This is a genomic window from uncultured Paraglaciecola sp. (assembly GCF_963977085.1).
Classification (GTDB): domain Bacteria; phylum Pseudomonadota; class Gammaproteobacteria; order Enterobacterales; family Alteromonadaceae; genus Paraglaciecola.
On sequence record NZ_CAXBNC010000010.1, the window covers coordinates 1 to 16,364 of the forward strand.

Annotated in this window: 17 protein-coding genes and 5 tRNA genes; 11 read left to right on the top strand and 11 right to left on the bottom strand. The window is 39.4% G+C overall.

The annotated features are described in order from the left end of the window. From AAC000_RS12815 to AAC000_RS12830, 4 genes are all read right to left on the bottom strand, one after another. A tRNA-Gln gene (locus tag AAC000_RS12815) sits at positions 1-75 on the bottom strand. A 159-nt stretch (positions 76-234) separates the two neighbouring features. Next, positions 235-309, bottom strand: a tRNA-Gln gene (locus AAC000_RS12820). A 15-nt stretch (positions 310-324) separates the two neighbouring features. Continuing rightward, positions 325-409 (bottom strand) — tRNA-Leu (locus tag AAC000_RS12825). A 27-nt stretch (positions 410-436) separates the two neighbouring features. Next, positions 437-513, bottom strand: a tRNA-Met gene (locus tag AAC000_RS12830). A gap of 343 nt (positions 514-856) precedes the next feature. Here AAC000_RS12830 and AAC000_RS12835 point away from each other — a divergent pair. The 5 genes from AAC000_RS12835 (at position 857) to AAC000_RS12855 (ending at position 4,607) form a co-directional block, all read left to right on the top strand. Continuing rightward, positions 857-1,315: a DUF3465 domain-containing protein gene (locus tag AAC000_RS12835; protein WP_339723188.1), complete on the top strand. Its 459-nt coding sequence runs from the start codon at positions 857-859 to the stop codon at positions 1,313-1,315. 99 nt (positions 1,316-1,414) lie between these two features. Continuing rightward, positions 1,415-1,681 (top strand): hypothetical protein, encoded by a 267-nt coding sequence (locus AAC000_RS12840; protein ID WP_339723189.1) that lies wholly within the window; start codon positions 1,415-1,417, stop codon positions 1,679-1,681. A gap of 267 nt (positions 1,682-1,948) precedes the next feature. Then, complete coding sequence (locus tag AAC000_RS12845; RefSeq protein ID WP_339723190.1) at positions 1,949-2,299, top strand: DUF805 domain-containing protein; 351 nt, start codon at positions 1,949-1,951, stop codon at positions 2,297-2,299. A 339-nt stretch (positions 2,300-2,638) separates the two neighbouring features. Continuing rightward, positions 2,639-3,313: a hypothetical protein gene (locus tag AAC000_RS12850; protein WP_339723191.1), complete on the top strand. Its 675-nt coding sequence runs from the start codon at positions 2,639-2,641 to the stop codon at positions 3,311-3,313. Positions 3,314-3,584: 271 nt separating this feature from the next. After that, on the top strand, positions 3,585-4,607 hold the full coding sequence (locus AAC000_RS12855) for an alpha/beta hydrolase (RefSeq protein WP_339723192.1): 1,023 nt from the start codon (positions 3,585-3,587) through the stop codon (positions 4,605-4,607). A gap of 53 nt (positions 4,608-4,660) precedes the next feature. Here AAC000_RS12855 and ychF read toward each other — a convergent pair whose 3' ends face one another. The 7 genes from ychF to lolB all read right to left on the bottom strand — a co-directional run bounded on the left by ychF (position 4,661) and on the right by lolB (position 10,021). Then, a complete protein-coding gene (gene ychF, locus AAC000_RS12860) occupies positions 4,661-5,752 on the bottom strand; it encodes a redox-regulated ATPase YchF (RefSeq protein WP_339723193.1) in 1,092 nt (363 codons plus the stop codon). Between the two features lie 70 nt (positions 5,753-5,822). After that, positions 5,823-6,422, bottom strand: a complete 600-nt coding sequence (pth, locus tag AAC000_RS12865; protein ID WP_339723194.1) for an aminoacyl-tRNA hydrolase — start codon at positions 6,420-6,422, stop codon at positions 5,823-5,825. Positions 6,423-6,427: 5 nt separating this feature from the next. Then, the gene (locus tag AAC000_RS12870) at positions 6,428-7,075 is read right to left on the bottom strand and encodes a 50S ribosomal protein L25/general stress protein Ctc (protein WP_339723195.1); all 648 of its coding nucleotides are present in this window, start codon (positions 7,073-7,075) and stop codon (positions 6,428-6,430) included. 227 nt (positions 7,076-7,302) lie between these two features. After that, positions 7,303-8,250, bottom strand: a complete 948-nt coding sequence (locus tag AAC000_RS12875; protein ID WP_339723196.1) for a ribose-phosphate pyrophosphokinase — start codon at positions 8,248-8,250, stop codon at positions 7,303-7,305. 105 nt (positions 8,251-8,355) lie between these two features. Next, positions 8,356-8,430 (bottom strand) — tRNA-Gln (locus tag AAC000_RS12880). 6 nt (positions 8,431-8,436) lie between these two features. Next, positions 8,437-9,306 (bottom strand): 4-(cytidine 5'-diphospho)-2-C-methyl-D-erythritol kinase, encoded by an 870-nt coding sequence (gene ispE, locus AAC000_RS12885; protein ID WP_339723197.1) that lies wholly within the window; start codon positions 9,304-9,306, stop codon positions 8,437-8,439. Further along, a complete protein-coding gene (gene lolB / locus AAC000_RS12890; RefSeq protein ID WP_339723198.1) occupies positions 9,299-10,021 on the bottom strand; it encodes a lipoprotein insertase outer membrane protein LolB in 723 nt (240 codons plus the stop codon). The genes ispE and lolB overlap by 8 nt, the downstream gene beginning before the upstream one ends. 37 nt (positions 10,022-10,058) lie before the next feature. Here lolB and hemA point away from each other — a divergent pair, with 37 nt between their 5' ends. The 6 genes from hemA to AAC000_RS12920 all read left to right on the top strand — a co-directional run bounded on the left by hemA (position 10,059) and on the right by AAC000_RS12920 (position 16,359). Further along, the gene (gene hemA, locus AAC000_RS12895; RefSeq protein WP_339723199.1) at positions 10,059-11,321 is read left to right on the top strand and encodes a glutamyl-tRNA reductase; all 1,263 of its coding nucleotides are present in this window, start codon (positions 10,059-10,061) and stop codon (positions 11,319-11,321) included. Positions 11,322-11,351: 30 nt separating this feature from the next. Further along, positions 11,352-12,437, top strand: a complete 1,086-nt coding sequence (prfA, locus tag AAC000_RS12900; RefSeq protein ID WP_339723200.1) for a peptide chain release factor 1 — start codon at positions 11,352-11,354, stop codon at positions 12,435-12,437. A gap of 21 nt (positions 12,438-12,458) precedes the next feature. Then, positions 12,459-13,310, top strand: coding sequence for a peptide chain release factor N(5)-glutamine methyltransferase (gene prmC, locus AAC000_RS12905; protein WP_339723315.1), 852 nt, complete (start codon positions 12,459-12,461; stop codon positions 13,308-13,310). 139 nt (positions 13,311-13,449) lie between these two features. Beyond that, positions 13,450-14,997, top strand: coding sequence for a DUF3369 domain-containing protein (locus tag AAC000_RS12910; RefSeq protein WP_339723201.1), 1,548 nt, complete (start codon positions 13,450-13,452; stop codon positions 14,995-14,997). Between the two features lie 33 nt (positions 14,998-15,030). After that, complete coding sequence (locus tag AAC000_RS12915; protein ID WP_339723202.1) at positions 15,031-15,405, top strand: SirB2 family protein; 375 nt, start codon at positions 15,031-15,033, stop codon at positions 15,403-15,405. Positions 15,406-15,540: 135 nt separating this feature from the next. Further along, positions 15,541-16,359: a tetratricopeptide repeat protein gene (locus AAC000_RS12920; RefSeq protein WP_339723203.1), complete on the top strand. Its 819-nt coding sequence runs from the start codon at positions 15,541-15,543 to the stop codon at positions 16,357-16,359. Positions 16,360-16,364: the final 5 nt, after the last annotated feature.

Below are 16,364 nucleotides of genomic sequence, written 5' to 3' on the forward strand. Positions count from 1 at the left end.
TGGCTGGGGTAGCTGGACTCGAACCAACGAATGACGGGATCAAAACCCGTTGCCTTACCACTTGGCTATACCCCAAGGGAAATAGATTGTTTTACAATTCATCTATAAAAAGTAATTGATTAATAAATACATTGATTCAATTAACTTTAAAAATTGGCTGGGGTAGCTGGACTCGAACCAAGGTATAACCAAGGATCAAAACCTGCACTCACAGCAAAAACTTATAATAAAAATTGGCTGGGGTAGCTGGACTCGAACCAACGAATGACGGGATCAAAACCCGTTGCCTTACCACTTGGCTATACCCCAACAATATCTTACAAATGGTGCGGAAGGAGAGACTCGAACTCTCACGCCGTGAAGCACTGGAACCTAAATCCAGCGTGTCTACCAATTCCACCACTCCCGCATACTTCTATCCTATACGAGATAAAAGTGGTGGCTACACCGGGATTCGAACCTGGGACCCCATCATTATGAGTGATGTGCTCTAACCAACTGAGCTATGTAGCCACTAAATCACTCCGTCTCCGAAGTGGCGCGTATTATGCTGATCTAGGTTTTTGCCGTCAACCGTTTTATGACAATAAAATGTCTGTTTGGTTAGATACTAAGCAAGTGACAGGAGAAATTGGCATCTTGTGAGGATATGATGGTGTTTTTGAGCCTAAATGTACTCGATAGTTAATGAGTAAACTAAATATATCTCCAATTGAAATCAATATACTTATCCCTGAGTAAACACAATAATGCTCAAATTAAGTGCATCTAGGTAGTAATTTTACTGGCTGTAAAAAAACTCTAAAATTCCCCTCACGATGCAAATAGCCTGTAACGCTAAATCAGAGTACATAGTATGAAAAAAATTTTAGTTATTTTATTGATCCTTGCTGCTTTTTATTATTGGTCAAGTGGTGAAACTAATACTGCCGCCATTGTTGAAAAGCCAACTCAAGATCTTGCCTATAGTAAAACCAATAGAATCAATGATGAGATTGAACTTGCTTATAAAAATCGCCAAAGTAATGTTCAAGTGAGTGGCACTGGTACCGTAATTAAATTGTTGCGTGATGATAATGAGGGAGCACGGCATCAAAAATTCATTTTGCGTTTATCATCAGGACAAACACTGCTGATTGCACATAACATCGATTTAGCGCCAAGGGTTAATTCAATTTCTAATGGCGATCAAGTTCAGTTTTACGGTGAGTATGAATGGAATAATAAAGGTGGTGTAGTGCATTGGACTCATCATGCTCCAAATGGTCATCACTATGGCGGTTGGTTAAAGCATAAAGGTAAAACATATCAATAATGTATTAGCCCGTAATATAAAAGGGTCAATGCTGACTGGGCCTAAAGCGTTAGGGTTTTGGGATTGATATAAATGTTATGCATAAACGGAATACAAAATATGATTAAACATTGGAAAGTGATAGGAAGATCATCTGTGATTGTTTCGGTATTAGCTTGCTTTGGAGTATCGATTACGGTGACTATTTTGGAATGGATAGAAAACCCTAATTCCATCTTTCATTCGGCTTCTGGTACAAACTGGTCATTTGTCACCGACACTTTTTTAAGCTGGTTTTGGCCTTTATTGATGGTGGCTTTGCCAATTTCAGTAGTGCTATCAATAATGTGGTTTAAATTGAAAAATACGAAAACCGCATCCAATTAGGTTTAGAATAACTTTTTGACTATTCTCATTATTTTCAAGATGTTACTTCAATTTCGAGTTGATTTTATCCCGAAAAAGAGAGAGATTTAATTGGAATAGGGTAAGTAAATAGCTCCCTTTTTTGGACGAGCCTATTTAGAAAATTTTTGTAGGTCATTAATAAACAATAAAAATTCACTGGAAAATTATAGATGACACTCAGTATTTTCCAGTTATATTAAGCCTTAGTTTTTATATTTATACACATAACAACAAGGAGAATCCAACTTGGATTATTTTATAGGACCATTAAAAAAATACGCAGAATTCACTGGTAGAACCAGAAGAAAAGAATATTGGATGTTTTTTCTCATTTACACGATTTTAATCATTCTACTTTCGGTTGTCGATGCTGTACTTGGTGCGGGATTTCTTTCTCTACTATTTTCACTTGCCATGTTGGTGCCGAGTATCAGTATTGCCGCTAGACGACTTCATGACACAGGGCGCAGTGGTTGGTGGCAGTTAATTTCTTTCATTCCTCTTATTGGTATTATTATTTTAATCGTATTTTTGGTGCAAGATAGCCATGACGATAATGAGTATGGAGCCAACCCTAAATCTGGCGAGTTAGCTTAAATCTATATAAGTTCATTAATCGAAAAGTGACGGTTGGCTGACTGTTGTGCTTAACACAGTTTAGTCAACTGGATTGCTTACTTGGGAGTCTGCCCAATCTATTCAGAAGGCGGACATTAATCACTAATGTTATGCATACAAATGTATGTTTAACGAAACCCATTTTAACCTAAATAGCCATCATTTAAGTCGCAAATACTGCAGTAAAATAGCGTGTCGGCATGAATGACACAATTTGAATTATTCATAATCAAACATTTACAAATTTGTTCAATGTTCAGGGCAGGCTTTCAGATACACTAGCGGCCTCTTATGTTTAACACCTTCAAGGAAATTGTTATGTTAAAAATCAGTCGTTGTTTACCTTTAGTGAGTTTATGTATACCACTTTTTCTTTTATCCGCATGCGGAGAGTCCGATAAAATTGCGGATGAAATATTAGAAGAACTTGAGACTGATTCTTACGCGGATATAGTGGTTGTTAATACGCTAGACCGTGCGGTCGCGGTACATGTCAAAAGTGAGCTTTTTAATCGTGATGTATTCAATTCTGACTTTAAACGACTAGAAGTGTTAGCTGAAGACCTAAGCGAAAACTATCGCTACGAATGGGTATCAGATAACGATAAAACCGACTTTGCTATCCAAGATGCTAATAATGGCGAAAATAGGGTAAGTAAAGAAGTGACCCTAGATGATAAAGAAGACTATTGGGTTGTGGCTTGGCAAGATGGACAGTCTCGAACAGTGGATATTTTCGAAAAAGAACAGGCGTCAGAAGCAGATAAATACAAAGTTAGAGTGTTTGCTGATGGTGCTTACACTATCGCCATTGCTGGCGCAGATTTAGCGGCTACTAGTCAAGGTGAAGTCAGTGGCGGTTATAGTCTCGCCAATTGTGATGATTTAACCATTGCAGATACTGATATTGATTTATGTACTTTGGGCACTGCAGGTAAATCTTACCTAGTGACTTACATTGAAAGTGGACAATACTTTGTGTCAGAAGAATAGCTAACTAGTCTTAAACTCGGTTTATTAGTGGTTTAAATCGAGTTTAAGTTTTTGATAGTAAGTATTTTTTGTTGAATATCCCGATAACATTCTTTGAACACTAGTCTGAAATGGGGGGCACTCGTTATAGCAAATAGTAGGGGGGCTAGGGCATAATAAATCTTACATGTTACGGATAACGCATCACTTAATGAAACATCCGTGGGATTAAACCTGCAAATTAGTTTTATCATTCGCTACACCACATTATTTTTACTAAAAAGGCTGAATTATGCTTGGATTTCGAAAAGTGACGATACTATTGGGCACTATATTGTTAACTTCCAATATTGCGGCACAGCAACCAGAAACAAATGTTCTAACAACCTATGACGCTGAGCTTAGTCACTATGTTTATAGCAACCAGGTTAAGTTTTATGATCTGCAATCTCAGGGGAAAACGCTCAAACTCGCTTATAGTTTTTTGCCTGGAAAAGCCAACAAACCTGTTGTTACCCTATTACATGGTAAAAACTTTATTGCCGACTATTGGGCAACAACAGCCAGTTTTTTACAAAAACTAGGCTACGGTGTACTGATGGTCGATCAAATTGGTTTTGGAAAGTCTTCTAAACCAACTGATTACCAGTATTCTTTTGCTGTTCTAGCCAGTCATACAAAAAGCTTACTTGATAGTCTGAATATTAAAAACACTATAGTATTGGGGCATTCCATGGGAGGGATGTTAGCGAGTCGTTTTGCTCTTATGTATCCCAATTCAACTATGCAGTTGATATTACTCAATCCTATAGGTCTTGAAAATTACTTACAATTTGTTGAGTACAAAGACACTGACTTCTTTTATCAGAGTGAACTAAAGAAGACAGCGCAAGGCGTGAAAAACTATCAACAAACATTTTACTACGATGGTCAATGGAATGAGCAATATGCGGCGCTAACTGACTTTATGATTGGGCAAATCAACGGCCCTGATAAAGCCTTAATAGCTTGGGTTAACGCTAAAACCTACGACATGATATTTACCCAACCAGTAGTAACAGAGTTTACTCAATTATCTATGCCAGTCAGTCTAATTCTAGGTACTAGAGATAGAACAGGGCCAGGCAGAAATTGGCAAAAACAAGGGAATGAATACGAACTTGGGCGTTATGACAAATTAGGGAAGAAAGTACTGAGTATTATTCCTAATGGAGCTTTGTACGAAATGCAGGGTTTAGGACATTTACCGCATATTGAGGATTTTACGCGATTTACTCAGGTATTAACTCAAGCGCTTGAACAAACTAGTCTTTAACTGAAAAATAGTGATTTCTCCAACACAATTGTGTTGGAGAAATCCAAAAAATATTAAACATTAAACCTAAAGTGGATCACATCACCATCTTTAACAATATAGTCCTTGCCTTCTAAACGCCACTTGCCGGCATCTTTGGCACCTTGTTCACCTTTAAATTCAATAAAATGCTCGTAGCTGATAATTTCAGCACGAATAAAGCCTTTTTCGAAGTCAGTATGAATGACACCAGCGGTTTGTGGCGCGGTAGAACCTTCTTTATAGGTCCAAGCGCGTACTTCTTGTACACCCGCAGTAAAATAGGTGTTTAAGGCAAGTAATTCGTAACCACATCGAATAACACGATTTAGGCCTGGTTCTTCCAAACCCATATCAGCCATAAATTCAGCTTTTTCTTCTTCGTCTAATTCGCCAATTTCAGCTTCGATTTCAGCACAAACGGCAACCACTACTGCGCCTTCAGCGGCAGCAATTTCACGTACTTTGTCTAAGTATGGATTATTTTCAAAACCATCGTCATTCACGTTGGCTATATACATGGTTGGTTTTAGGGTCAAAAAGTTCATGTAGCTAATGAGTTTTAATTCATCTTTGTCTAATTCTACTGAACGTAATAATTCGCCTTCATCCAAATGAGGTTTAATTTTTTCTAATACTTTAAGCTCAGCTTTGGCGTCACCGTCGCCACCTTTCGCTTTTTTAGCAACTCTGTGTAGTGCTTTTTCTGTTGTTTCTAAATCAGCCAGTGCCAACTCTGTATTGATGATTTCGATATCATCTTCAGGGCTGACTTTACCTGCTACATGGACAATGTTTTCATTGTCAAAACAACGTACTACATGGCCAATCGCATCGGTTTCACGAATATTCGCTAAAAACTTATTGCCTAAACCTTCGCCCTTAGAGGCGCCAGCGACCAAACCAGCAATATCAACAAATTCCATAGTAGTAGGAATAGTACGTTTAGGGTTTACTATTTCTGCCAACTTGTCTAAGCGTAAATCGGGTACAGGAACCACACCAGTATTGGGTTCAATAGTACAAAATGGGAAGTTAGCCGCTTCGATTCCGGCTTTGGTTAAGGCGTTGAAAAGTGTTGATTTGCCGACGTTTGGTAAACCGACTATGCCGCATTTAAAACCCATTCTGTTTTCCTCTTAATTTTATATAAATAAACTGACGTAGTGCGTCATAGTTAATATGTTTAATAAATTATTATTCTGCCTTGAACGCATGCAAGCGGTTCATGGCTTTTTTAAGATCGTCTTTGACTAATATTTCAAGGCAACGGGTTGCTTCATCAATAGCGTCTTCAATTTGCTGTTGTTCTTTTTGTGGCGCTTTGCCTAATACGTGACCAGTTACTCGGTTTTTATTGCCGGGATGGCCAATTCCAATTCGCAAACGCAGAAAATCTTTCTGGTTAGCCATGCTACTGACAATGTCTCGAATACCATTTTGACTGGAGCTACCACCAGTTTTAAATTTTGCTACACCTGGTGGCAAGTCTAATTCGTCAAAAGCGACTAATAAACTTGTTAATGGAATACGATAAAAATTTGCCATAGCTGCAACAGCTTGACCGCTTTTATTCATATAAGTCGTAGGAATGAGAAGTCTAATATCTTGTCCACCAATCGAGATTCGACCAGTGTAACCATAAAATTTACTTTCAAATTTTAAGGTGCAGTTGTACATTTTTGCGAGTGATTCGACGAACCACGAACCAGCATTATGGCGAGTATGCTGATATTCAGGGCCTGGATTACCCAGGCCCGCAATTAGGCTGATTTGCGCTAATTGTTTATCAGTCAAGCAACTTATTCCGCAGGTGCTTCTTCTTCAGCTGCATCACCTTCGCTTTCATCTTCAGCTTTAGGACCTTTAGCTAGTTTAACTGTTACAACGGCTAAGTCATGATCTTCTTCGCCTTTGTTTAGCTCAACTAAAGTGACGCCTTTAGGTAATACTAAATCGGTCAAGTGAAGAGTTTGATCTAGTTCAACGTTTAACAAATCAACTTCGATGTACTCAGGCAAGTCGCCAGGTAAACAACTTACTTCAACATCAACCATGTGATGTTCAGCGTGGCCACCATTTAACTTGATAGAATCAGCTTTTTCTTCATTAATGAAGTGTAAAGGTACATTGGTGTGAAGTGCTACTTTTGCGTCAATACGCAAAAAGTCAACATGCATAACAAGTGGTTTAAAAGCATGACGTTGCATGTCTTTAACCAATACTTCTGTTTTCTTTTTACCAATATTCAAAGTAAGAACGTGAGAGTAAAAAGCTTCGAAGCCTTGGGCTTGGAAAAGTTTGTTATGATCAAGGGTCAAAGAAACGGCTTCTTTACCCGCTCCATATAAGACTGCAGGTACTTTACCGGCGTGACGTAGGCGGCGGCTCGCACCTTTCCCTAAATCAGTACGGACTTCTGCGTCTAGTGCGAAAATTCCATCAGACATGTGGTAACTCCAAAAATAATAGTAAGTGTGTGTAAATTTTTGCGACCAAAATTTACGTTAGTGTTGCAAGTTTCTCTATCAACAGACAGCAAAAATACAACATCCCCAAAAAAGGGCGGCGAATATTAACACTGGAGCGAATGGGAAACAACGACTATACACTTTAATTTAGTAATAAAAAAAGCGGCTAAAGGTAGCCGCTTTTCTATTATTTATAATGACTTACTCTAATATTCAAACATCGCAGAGATAGACTCTTCATTACTTACTCTACGAATCGCTTCAGCAAGCATGTTAGATAGAGTCAGTTGTTTAACTTTAGGTATGGCTTTAATTTCTTCACAAAGAGGTATGCTGTCGGTAATGATAATTTCATCAATGACAGAATCACGTAAATTCTGTGCGGCATTGCCAGAGAATATAGCGTGTGTGGCGTAGGCATAAACATTTCTAGCGCCATGGGCTTTTAATGCTTCTGCGGCTTTCGCCAATGTGCCGCCAGTGTCAATCATGTCATCTACAATGATGCAATCTCTGTCCTGAACATCACCAATAATATGCATAACCTGGGCAACATTAGCCTTAGGGCGACGTTTATCAATAATCGCCAAGTCAGTGTCGTTCATCAACTTAGCTAAAGCACGAGCACGTACTACACCACCAATATCAGGAGACACAACCACTGGATTATGGAAATCACGTTGACGCATATCGTCTAATAAAATGGGGGTACCAAAAGCGTTATCTACTGGTACATCGAAGAAACCTTGAATTTGTTCTGCGTGTAAGTCGATGGTTAGTACCCGATCTACGCCTACATTTGACAAAAAGTCTGCAACAACTTTAGCTGTAATAGGCACACGCGCTGAACGTACTCGTCTATCTTGTCTTGCATAACCAAAGTAGGGAATAACCGCAGTAATACGTCCTGCTGATGCGCGACGAAAGGCATCGATCATGACAATCAATTCCATTAAATTATCATTGGTTGGCGCACAAGTGGATTGGATAATGAATACATCTGAGCCACGCACGTTCTCGTGAATTTCTACACTGATTTCTCCATCACTAAAACGCCCAACACTTGCATGTCCTAGTTTGGTATAAAGCCTATCTGCTACTTTTTGGGCCAATTCAGGTACTGCATTTCCAGAGAAAATCTTCATATCCGGCACGGTAATATCCTCGGTGCTTATTAATTGGCTGGGGCAGCTGAGTTGAACCGAAAACTAGGTTAAGGTTCAAAATCATACTTTCTCAGCATAGGCTTCTTTCAAAAATGGCTGGGGTAGCTGGACTCGAACCAACGAATGACGGGATCAAAACCCGTTGCCTTACCACTTGGCTATACCCCAATTAACTTAGTTAAACTGTGCTTTGATCTGACTGTGTAACAGAGATGTATTTACACCATTTGCAACAAAACTTGTACTGCCTTCTGGCAATAAAGCTTGAACATCTAACGCTTGCTGATGATGCTCAAATATTGCAAATACACATGCGCCTGTACCGGTCATTCTCGACGGCGCGTATTCTAACAACCAGTGTAATGCTTTTGCAACATTCGGATAGCGATCACAAACTATTTGTTGGCAATCATTGTGGGTGTTTGCAAAACTATAATCCCTAAAATTAATTTTTGCTGTATTTCTGGGCAGTTCAGCCAATGAAAAAATTTCGGCTGTGGATACATGGCTTTGAGGAAATAAAACTAAATAAGTTTGTGCTGCTAAGTTTACAGGTTGCAGTTTTTCGCCTACACCTTCGGCAAAGGCTGTTTTCCCTTGAATAAAAATAGGTACGTCTGCACCTAAGCTAAGTCCCAGCGTCGCTAACTCGGCTTTAGAAAGTTGACAATTCCATAATTGGTTTAGTACTAACAGTGTGGTGGCTGCATTTGATGAGCCACCACCTATACCGCCACCCATAGGTAAACGTTTTCTAAGATAAATTTTGCAACCAAGATCTTTAGATTGGGAAGCTGGCACACTTTGTTTTAATAGTAATGCCGCTTTAACTATCAAATTTTCTGCATCGGCCACACCCAAAATAGGGTCGGCCAAAGTGATTTTCCCCGAAGTATTGATATCGAATGCTAGCTCATCACCATAATCTAAGATTTGAAATAGACTTTGTAATTGATGGTAGCCATTTTCGTAACGGCCGTTAATGTGTAAAAATAAATTCAGTTTGGCAGGACTTGGCCACCAAGTCTGCAGGGGGTTATTCATGTATATCCCATGTATTAACTCGAATTAACAGCTGACTGTTATCTAAACTATTATTTAAAACCACTTTATGGGGTAACCAACTATCACCTACTAATTTATAGTTGTCGTAATTAATTAACCAATTTTGGCAATTATTGCAGCTTGGTTGCAATTGGTTAACCCAGCCTTGATCACTTATTATGACCTGATCATTGTGCTGATGTTGTCCTTTTACCCACAAACGTAATTTTTCTACTGGTATTTGCCAGCCTGTGACACGCCAAATTAACTGATTTGCATCAGTATCTTGATAAGTTTCATCATCAGCAATTAGCGTGACACCTTCATCATTACCCTGCATCTTTACAAGAGACGTACCAATAATAGAAGTCATATTGAGTTGATATTGTTGTGGTGACTGTTGCCACCTAAAGTTGGCACTTTGTTTCTTTTCAGGGCCTTTGAAGCCTAATCTACCTTTAATAGTCCAGTTATCTAGCCGTTTTAGTGACAGCTGGTGTGTAGTTGAATTTAAACTCACAATAGGAGCGGGGGGGGTAGCACAACCAACCAGAAATAAAATAAGGGCAAGGGAAAATGAGGCTTTTTTAATAGGGAGTTGGCTAACTAACACAGTTTGAATAACACTCGTCAAAAAATAAATCGATTGAGTCAATAGGAACATACAAGTGACATCGCTTTCAATAGTTTTACCTTTTGCGTACAATGCCGCCACTTAATTGGCCCTTTGTTGTAGTTTATCTAATCACTCCATGACCCTAATTGCTTTTGGTATTAATCACAAAACCGCTCCGATAGCATTGCGTGAAAAAATTGCATTTTCACCCGATGCAATAGTGCAGGCGTTGGCATCTTTGCGGCAAGTCACGGGTGCGAGCGAATCTGTGATTTTGTCAACCTGCAATAGAACTGAAGTTTATGCCCAGCTTGATGATAAACAGACAACGAATATTGCCAATTGGTTAGCTGATTTTCATGGCGTGCAATCAAAAGAGTTACAAGAAAACAGTTATCTTTATACCGAGCAGCAAGCAGCCAATCATATAATGCGAGTGGCCTGTGGATTAGATTCTATGATGTTAGGGGAGCCGCAAATTTTAGGGCAAGTAAAACAAGCTTTTACTGATGCTAGAAATTCTGGGGTGATAAAGGGCCACTTTGAAAGACTGTTTCAACATACGTTTTCAGTGGCTAAAAGGGTGCGCAACGAAACAGATATTGGCGCCAATGCCGTGTCTGTTGCTTATGCATCGGTACAATTAGCTAAACATATATTTTCATCTTTGGAAAAAAGCCGAGTGTTGTTGATCGGTGCAGGTGAAACCATAGAACTTGTGGCCAAACACCTCTACGAACAGAATGTTAAATCACTCACTGTGGCAAACCGTACCTTGGCTCGTGCTCAGCAAATTGCCGATCCCCTAAACGCTTCTGTATTAACCTTGGCGCAAATTCCTCAGCATTTAAAAGAGGCTGATATCGTTATCAGTTCAACTGCCAGTCAGCTCCCCATCTTGGGTAAAGGGTTAGTACAAAGTGCGTTAAAAGAGCGTAAACATAAACCCATGTTTTTTGTGGATTTAGCGGTACCTCGTGATGTTGAAGCAGAGGTAGGAGAGTTAGATGACGCCTATCTTTATACAGTGGATGATTTGCAGCAAATAGTAGAAAAAAACTTAGCCAATCGACAAGATGCAGCAGCACTTGCGGATGAAATGGTAGAACAACAAGTACAACAATTTATGCGTTGGCAACAAAGCCAATCATCAATTGATATTTTAAAAGGATTTCGCGATCAAAGTGCGATGCAGCGAGATACTTTAGTGAGTAAAGCGCTAAACCAACTAGCGGACGGCAAAGATGCTGAGCAAGTGGTCATAGAACTTGCTAACAAATTAACCAATAGTCTTATTCATGCCCCCACCAAAGCGTTAAAAAATGCGGCCAGTGAACAAGATTCACAACAGCTTGCATTACTAATTGATGCATTAGACTTAAAAAAATCAGATAATTAGCGACTAAGTTAGTCTGCGTACAGGAATATAATGAAAGAATCGGTTCAACGAAAACTAGAAGCCTTGGACGAGCGTTATGAAGAGGTGCAAGCCCTATTAGGTGAAGCTGATGTTATTGCGGATCAAGAAAGATACAGAGGCTTAACGAAAGAATACTCGCAGTTAGAAAATGTCGTGAAGTGTTTTCGTGATTTCCAGTTGGCTCAACAAGATTTTGAGTCCGCGCAAGAAATGATGCAAGAAGACGACGCTGAGATGCGTGAAATGGCGCAAGAAGAATATAAAACAGCCAAACAAAAAATTGAAGTGTTTACTCAAGAGCTGCAAATATTATTGCTGCCTAAAGATCCTAACGATGAAAGTAACTGTTTTGTAGAGATACGCGCAGGGGCAGGGGGTGATGAGGCGGCTATTTTTGCTGGTGATTTGTTCCGTATGTACAGTCGTTATGCTGAAAAACAGGGCTGGAAAGTTGAACTTGTGACGGCTAATGATGGTGAGCATGGTGGCTATAAAGTGGTGATTGCCAATATTATTGGTGACGGCTCTTATGGGGTAATGAAGTTTGAGTCAGGTGGACATCGTGTACAACGCGTGCCTGATACTGAGTCACAAGGGCGTATTCATACCTCAGCATGTACTGTGGTGGTAATGCCTGAAATACCAGAATCTGAAGCCATTGAAATCAATAAGGCAGATTTGAAAATTGATACTTTTAGAGCCTCTGGGGCCGGTGGACAACACGTCAATAAAACTGACTCGGCTATTCGTATTACCCATAATCCTACAGGCATAGTGGTTGAGTGTCAGGATGAACGTTCACAACACAAAAATCGCGCCAAAGCCATGGCTATATTACAGTCTCGTTTGACTCAATTAGAAGAAGATAAACGCCAAGCAGAAGAAACCTCTACGCGCCGAAACTTAGTGGCAAGTGGAGATCGCTCAGAACGTATTCGCACCTATAATTTTCCACAGGGGCGGGTCACAGATCATCGAATTAATCTAACTTTGTATTGTTTAGATGACGTCATTGCGGGTGACTTAAATGCGGTGCTAGAGCCTATCAGACAAGAACATCAAGCTGATTTGTTATCCTCCCTTTCTGACGAATAGATTGTCTTGGATTATCCATTGTTGACTATTGAGCAAGCATTGTCTTGGTCTAAAGCCAAGCTCAGTGCCGATGGTGTAAGCGATGATGGTTTACATGATTCAGCGGCTGTTGACAGCAAAGTATTGTTGGCAGCCTGTTTACACAAAGAATTGGTTTATTTGCATACTTGGCCTGAAAAAGTGCTAGATAAATTGCAGTTGCAAGAGTTTCAAGAGTACGTTGAGCAAAGATCTTTAGGTCATCCCGTTGCCCATATTATTGGTTATAGGGATTTTTGGACATTGCGTTTAAAGGTCACTGCAGCCACGTTGATCCCTCGACCTGAAACTGAACGCTTAGTTGAAATTGCGCTTGACCTAAATTTACCTGAGAAAACCAAAGTGTTGGATTTAGGCACGGGAACTGGCGCTATTGCTTTAGCGCTAGCGAGTGAACATCCTAGTTGGCTGATTACAGGCTTAGATAAAAGTGCCGAAGCGATCGCATTGGCTAAAGACAACGCCATCTTGCATAACCTTGAAAGTGTTGAATTTATTCAAAGTGATTGGTTTTCTGCCGTTTCACGTCAACAATTCGATCTTATTGTCACAAACCCACCCTATATCGAAGAAAATAACCAATATTTGCGACTTGGAGATGTGCGTTTTGAACCTAGTAGCGCGTTAACCGCGGGGGCTGATGGCCTTGATGATATTCGTTTAATTGTTGCTCAAAGTAAGGAGTATCTGGCTGGTAACGCTTGGCTGGTAATTGAACACGGTTACCAACAAAGTGCTCAAGTGGCGGGTATACTTAAAGAACATGGTTTTAAAAAAATTCGCAATGAATGCGATCTAAATGGCTTGCCCCGTATTTCCTTAGGATGCATGTAAATTTTATTAATATTTTATAGTGGATTTTTTTGTCCTTTGGTTGTTGTTTTCATCAATTAGTTATAACTTAACACACAATTTTAGCAGCTTAGTCTTAGCTTAAGCTTGTTACCAAGTCATTGATTTAAAGGAATGTGTAATGTCTGACGAAATTTTGTTTGCCGAAGATACAGAAGATGAAGTTCAGTGGCATGGCAAATGGAAAGTGCTAATCGTAGATGACGAGCCTGAAGTCCATGCAGTGACTAAACTAGCCTTAGGCGATTTTGTTTTTCAAGATAAAGACCTTGAATTCATTAGTGCCTTCGATGGTGAAGAAGCGAAAAAAATGTTTCTTGAACACGATGATATTGCAGTGGTACTGCTTGATGTGGTTATGGAAACCGATGATGCAGGCCTAAAAGTAGCTGAATTTATTAGAAATGATGCGGATAATCACTTTACTCGCATAATATTACGCACCGGCCAACCCGGCCAAGCACCAGAACGTGATGTGATCATTAATTACGATATTAATGATTACAAATCTAAAACTGAATTGACTGCGCAAAAACTCTTCACCGTGGTTATATCTGCACTGCGCTCATACCGCGATATCATTGTTATTGAGGAAAATAGGCAAGGATTGGAGAAAATAATTTCTGCATCTGCGGACCTTTTCAGTATCCATTCCTTAGAGAGTTTTATTGAAGGCATAGTTCAGCAATTGGCTTCCTTATTAGGGGGAACAAAAGACACAGCTTATTTAACTTCAGCAGTGGTGGGTCCTAAACCGATAGAACAATATAACTGTTCGGAGTTGTATGTATTTACCGGTAGAGGCGAATATGAAAACAAAGAAGGTAATCGACTTGAAGAAGTGATTGGTGGCCGCGAATTAATTTCATGCCAGCAAGCCTACGCCAATAAAACCATGGTCTGTGAAGATGAATATTTAGTGGTTTATTGTGATAGTAAAATTAAGAAAGGGTCGTTGCTTTATATGTCGGGTTTGCCGAGAAAATTGACAGCAACCGATAAACATTTAATCGAAATATTTTCCCAGAATGTACAAATCGCATTCGATAACGTGTTGTTAAATAAAGATATTGAAGATACTCAAAAGGAAATTATTGAGCGTTTAGCTGATTCATTGGAAGAAAATTTTGGTAGTGAAAACCACACCAAACGCATGATAAAAATTTGTGAGGTGTTGGGCCGAGCTGCCAAGTTATCCAAAGACGAGTTAAAGACCTTGTGTTTAGCTGTGCCACTACACGACATTGGGAAACTTAGAGTTTCAGATAGTATCATGTTGAAACCGGGAAGCCTTGATGAGGATGAAATGCGTAAAGTGCGTAATCACGCAGAGATAGGTTACAACTTATTAAGAGAGTCTAATCGCCCACTTATCAAAGCGGCTGCACTTATTGCTCGCGACCACCACGAATATTGGAATGGTAAAGGTTACCCAAGAGGTAAATCTGGTGAAGGCATTCATATATTTTGTAGGATCGCCAGCCTAGCTGATGCCTTTGATGCGATGCGAACTAAGCGCAGTTATAAAGAAGCATGGCCGCTAGAAAAAGTAATGGAAGTGATTGTTGCCGAAAAAGGCCAACAATTTGATCCAAAAATGGTGGAACTATTGCAAGAAAATATCGACGAGATAGAAGATATTATGCAAAGTTTGAGCTGCGAAAACTAATTGGTAATCCCCTAAAATTAAGGTGTATTTAGAATGTACGAAATGATTAAACATACTCATTTAACTGCCATTGCATTAAGTGTAGTGTTGTTTTTGTTGCGATTCATACTTAACGCAATGCAATCTCCTATGCTGCAAAAGAAATGGCTCAAAATTCTTCCACATATTGTCGATACTTTACTACTGGTTACTGCCGCCACATTATGCGTCATGCTCAAGCAATACCCTTTTGTCGATGCATGGGTCACTGAAAAATTATTAGCCTTGGTGATGTACATATTTATGGTGACTTTAGCCTTAAAGCTTGGCCGTAACGGGTTTATGCGCGGCATAGGTTTGGTAGGAGCAGTAAGCTGGATTGCTTATGCAGGCATGGTTGCCGTCAGTAAACAGCCAATTTTCTTTTAGATTAAGCTTCGCTGCATTAATAGTATGAATTAACAGCGACTTAGATTTATTTTATGAAATTAGCGGCAATTACAGTAAAGGTTACCCCACTTAAACCGATAAAAAGGAGTGAGTATATTTAGTGGGGTAAAATGAGTGAAAGAGTTAAAACAGGCTATCTATAAGGGGGATTATTTGATGGCCAGTTTGCAGTTGGCTAAGGTGTTCGAGCCTAACAACTGTCTGCCAGACAATTATTTAAACAAGGTAGACTTGTGGGTTGAGCAAGCCAAAGCCTTCATTAGTTCAGCTAATTCCGACGCAAATAATTTTAAACAATTTATCCACTTCTTTTATGTTGAGCTTGCTTTTAGTGGCGATGAGAAGAACTATTTTACCTGTCAGTACAGTTTGTTAGATCACGTCCTTGATTTTCGAACAGGTATCCCTGTAAGCCTTGCTATTGTGTTCCAATCCATGGGGAAGTCACTTGGTTTTGATGTATGTGGGGTAAACTTCCCAGGACATTTTTTAATTAAATGTCGATTTAGTGATCATCCTAATATTTATTTAGATCCCTTAAATGGTAAACAACTGAGTCGCCATGATTTAGAGGCCCTGTATTTTTCTATTTTGCATGAAATAGAAGATGAAAAAATGCCTGAAGAAGCCTTGGATGAAGCAAGTTGTGACGAGACTATTGTTAGATTATTGCATAATTTGAAAGCTTCATACATTAACGAAAAATGTTATTCAAATGCACTGACTGCAGTCGAGTTATTGGTGAATTTGTGTCCCAATGATCCTTATGAAAGAAGGGATAGAGGGTTTTTATTACATCAATTGGATTGTACTCAAGTGGCTATTGCTGATTATCAATATTTTATCCGTAAGTGCCCTAAAGATCCTGCCACACAGCTTCTTCAAGCCCAATTACAGCAATTGAGTGAACAGGCCCCTGCGGTTTTTCATTAGTAGGA

What these genes read in the sequence shown, in the direction of transcription:
- AAC000_RS12835 (WP_339723188.1), top strand. Translation starts at nt 857, where the DNA reads ATGAAAAAAATTTTAGTTATTTTATTGATCCTTGCTGCTTTTTATTAT.
- AAC000_RS12855 (WP_339723192.1), top strand. Translation starts at nt 3,585, where the DNA reads ATGCTTGGATTTCGAAAAGTGACGATACTATTGGGCACTATATTGTTA.
- ispE (WP_339723197.1), bottom strand. Translation starts at nt 9,306, where the DNA reads ATGAATAACCCCCTGCAGACTTGGTGGCCAAGTCCTGCCAAACTGAAT.
- hemA (WP_339723199.1), top strand. Translation starts at nt 10,059, where the DNA reads ATGACCCTAATTGCTTTTGGTATTAATCACAAAACCGCTCCGATAGCA.
- AAC000_RS12850 (WP_339723191.1), top strand. Translation starts at nt 2,639, where the DNA reads ATGTTAAAAATCAGTCGTTGTTTACCTTTAGTGAGTTTATGTATACCA.
- prfA (WP_339723200.1), top strand. Translation starts at nt 11,352, where the DNA reads ATGAAAGAATCGGTTCAACGAAAACTAGAAGCCTTGGACGAGCGTTAT.
- AAC000_RS12915 (WP_339723202.1), top strand. Translation starts at nt 15,031, where the DNA reads ATGTACGAAATGATTAAACATACTCATTTAACTGCCATTGCATTAAGT.
- AAC000_RS12840 (WP_339723189.1), top strand. Translation starts at nt 1,415, where the DNA reads ATGATTAAACATTGGAAAGTGATAGGAAGATCATCTGTGATTGTTTCG.
- AAC000_RS12870 (WP_339723195.1), bottom strand. Translation starts at nt 7,075, where the DNA reads ATGTCTGATGGAATTTTCGCACTAGACGCAGAAGTCCGTACTGATTTA.
- ychF (WP_339723193.1), bottom strand. Translation starts at nt 5,752, where the DNA reads ATGGGTTTTAAATGCGGCATAGTCGGTTTACCAAACGTCGGCAAATCA.
- AAC000_RS12910 (WP_339723201.1), top strand. Translation starts at nt 13,450, where the DNA reads ATGTCTGACGAAATTTTGTTTGCCGAAGATACAGAAGATGAAGTTCAG.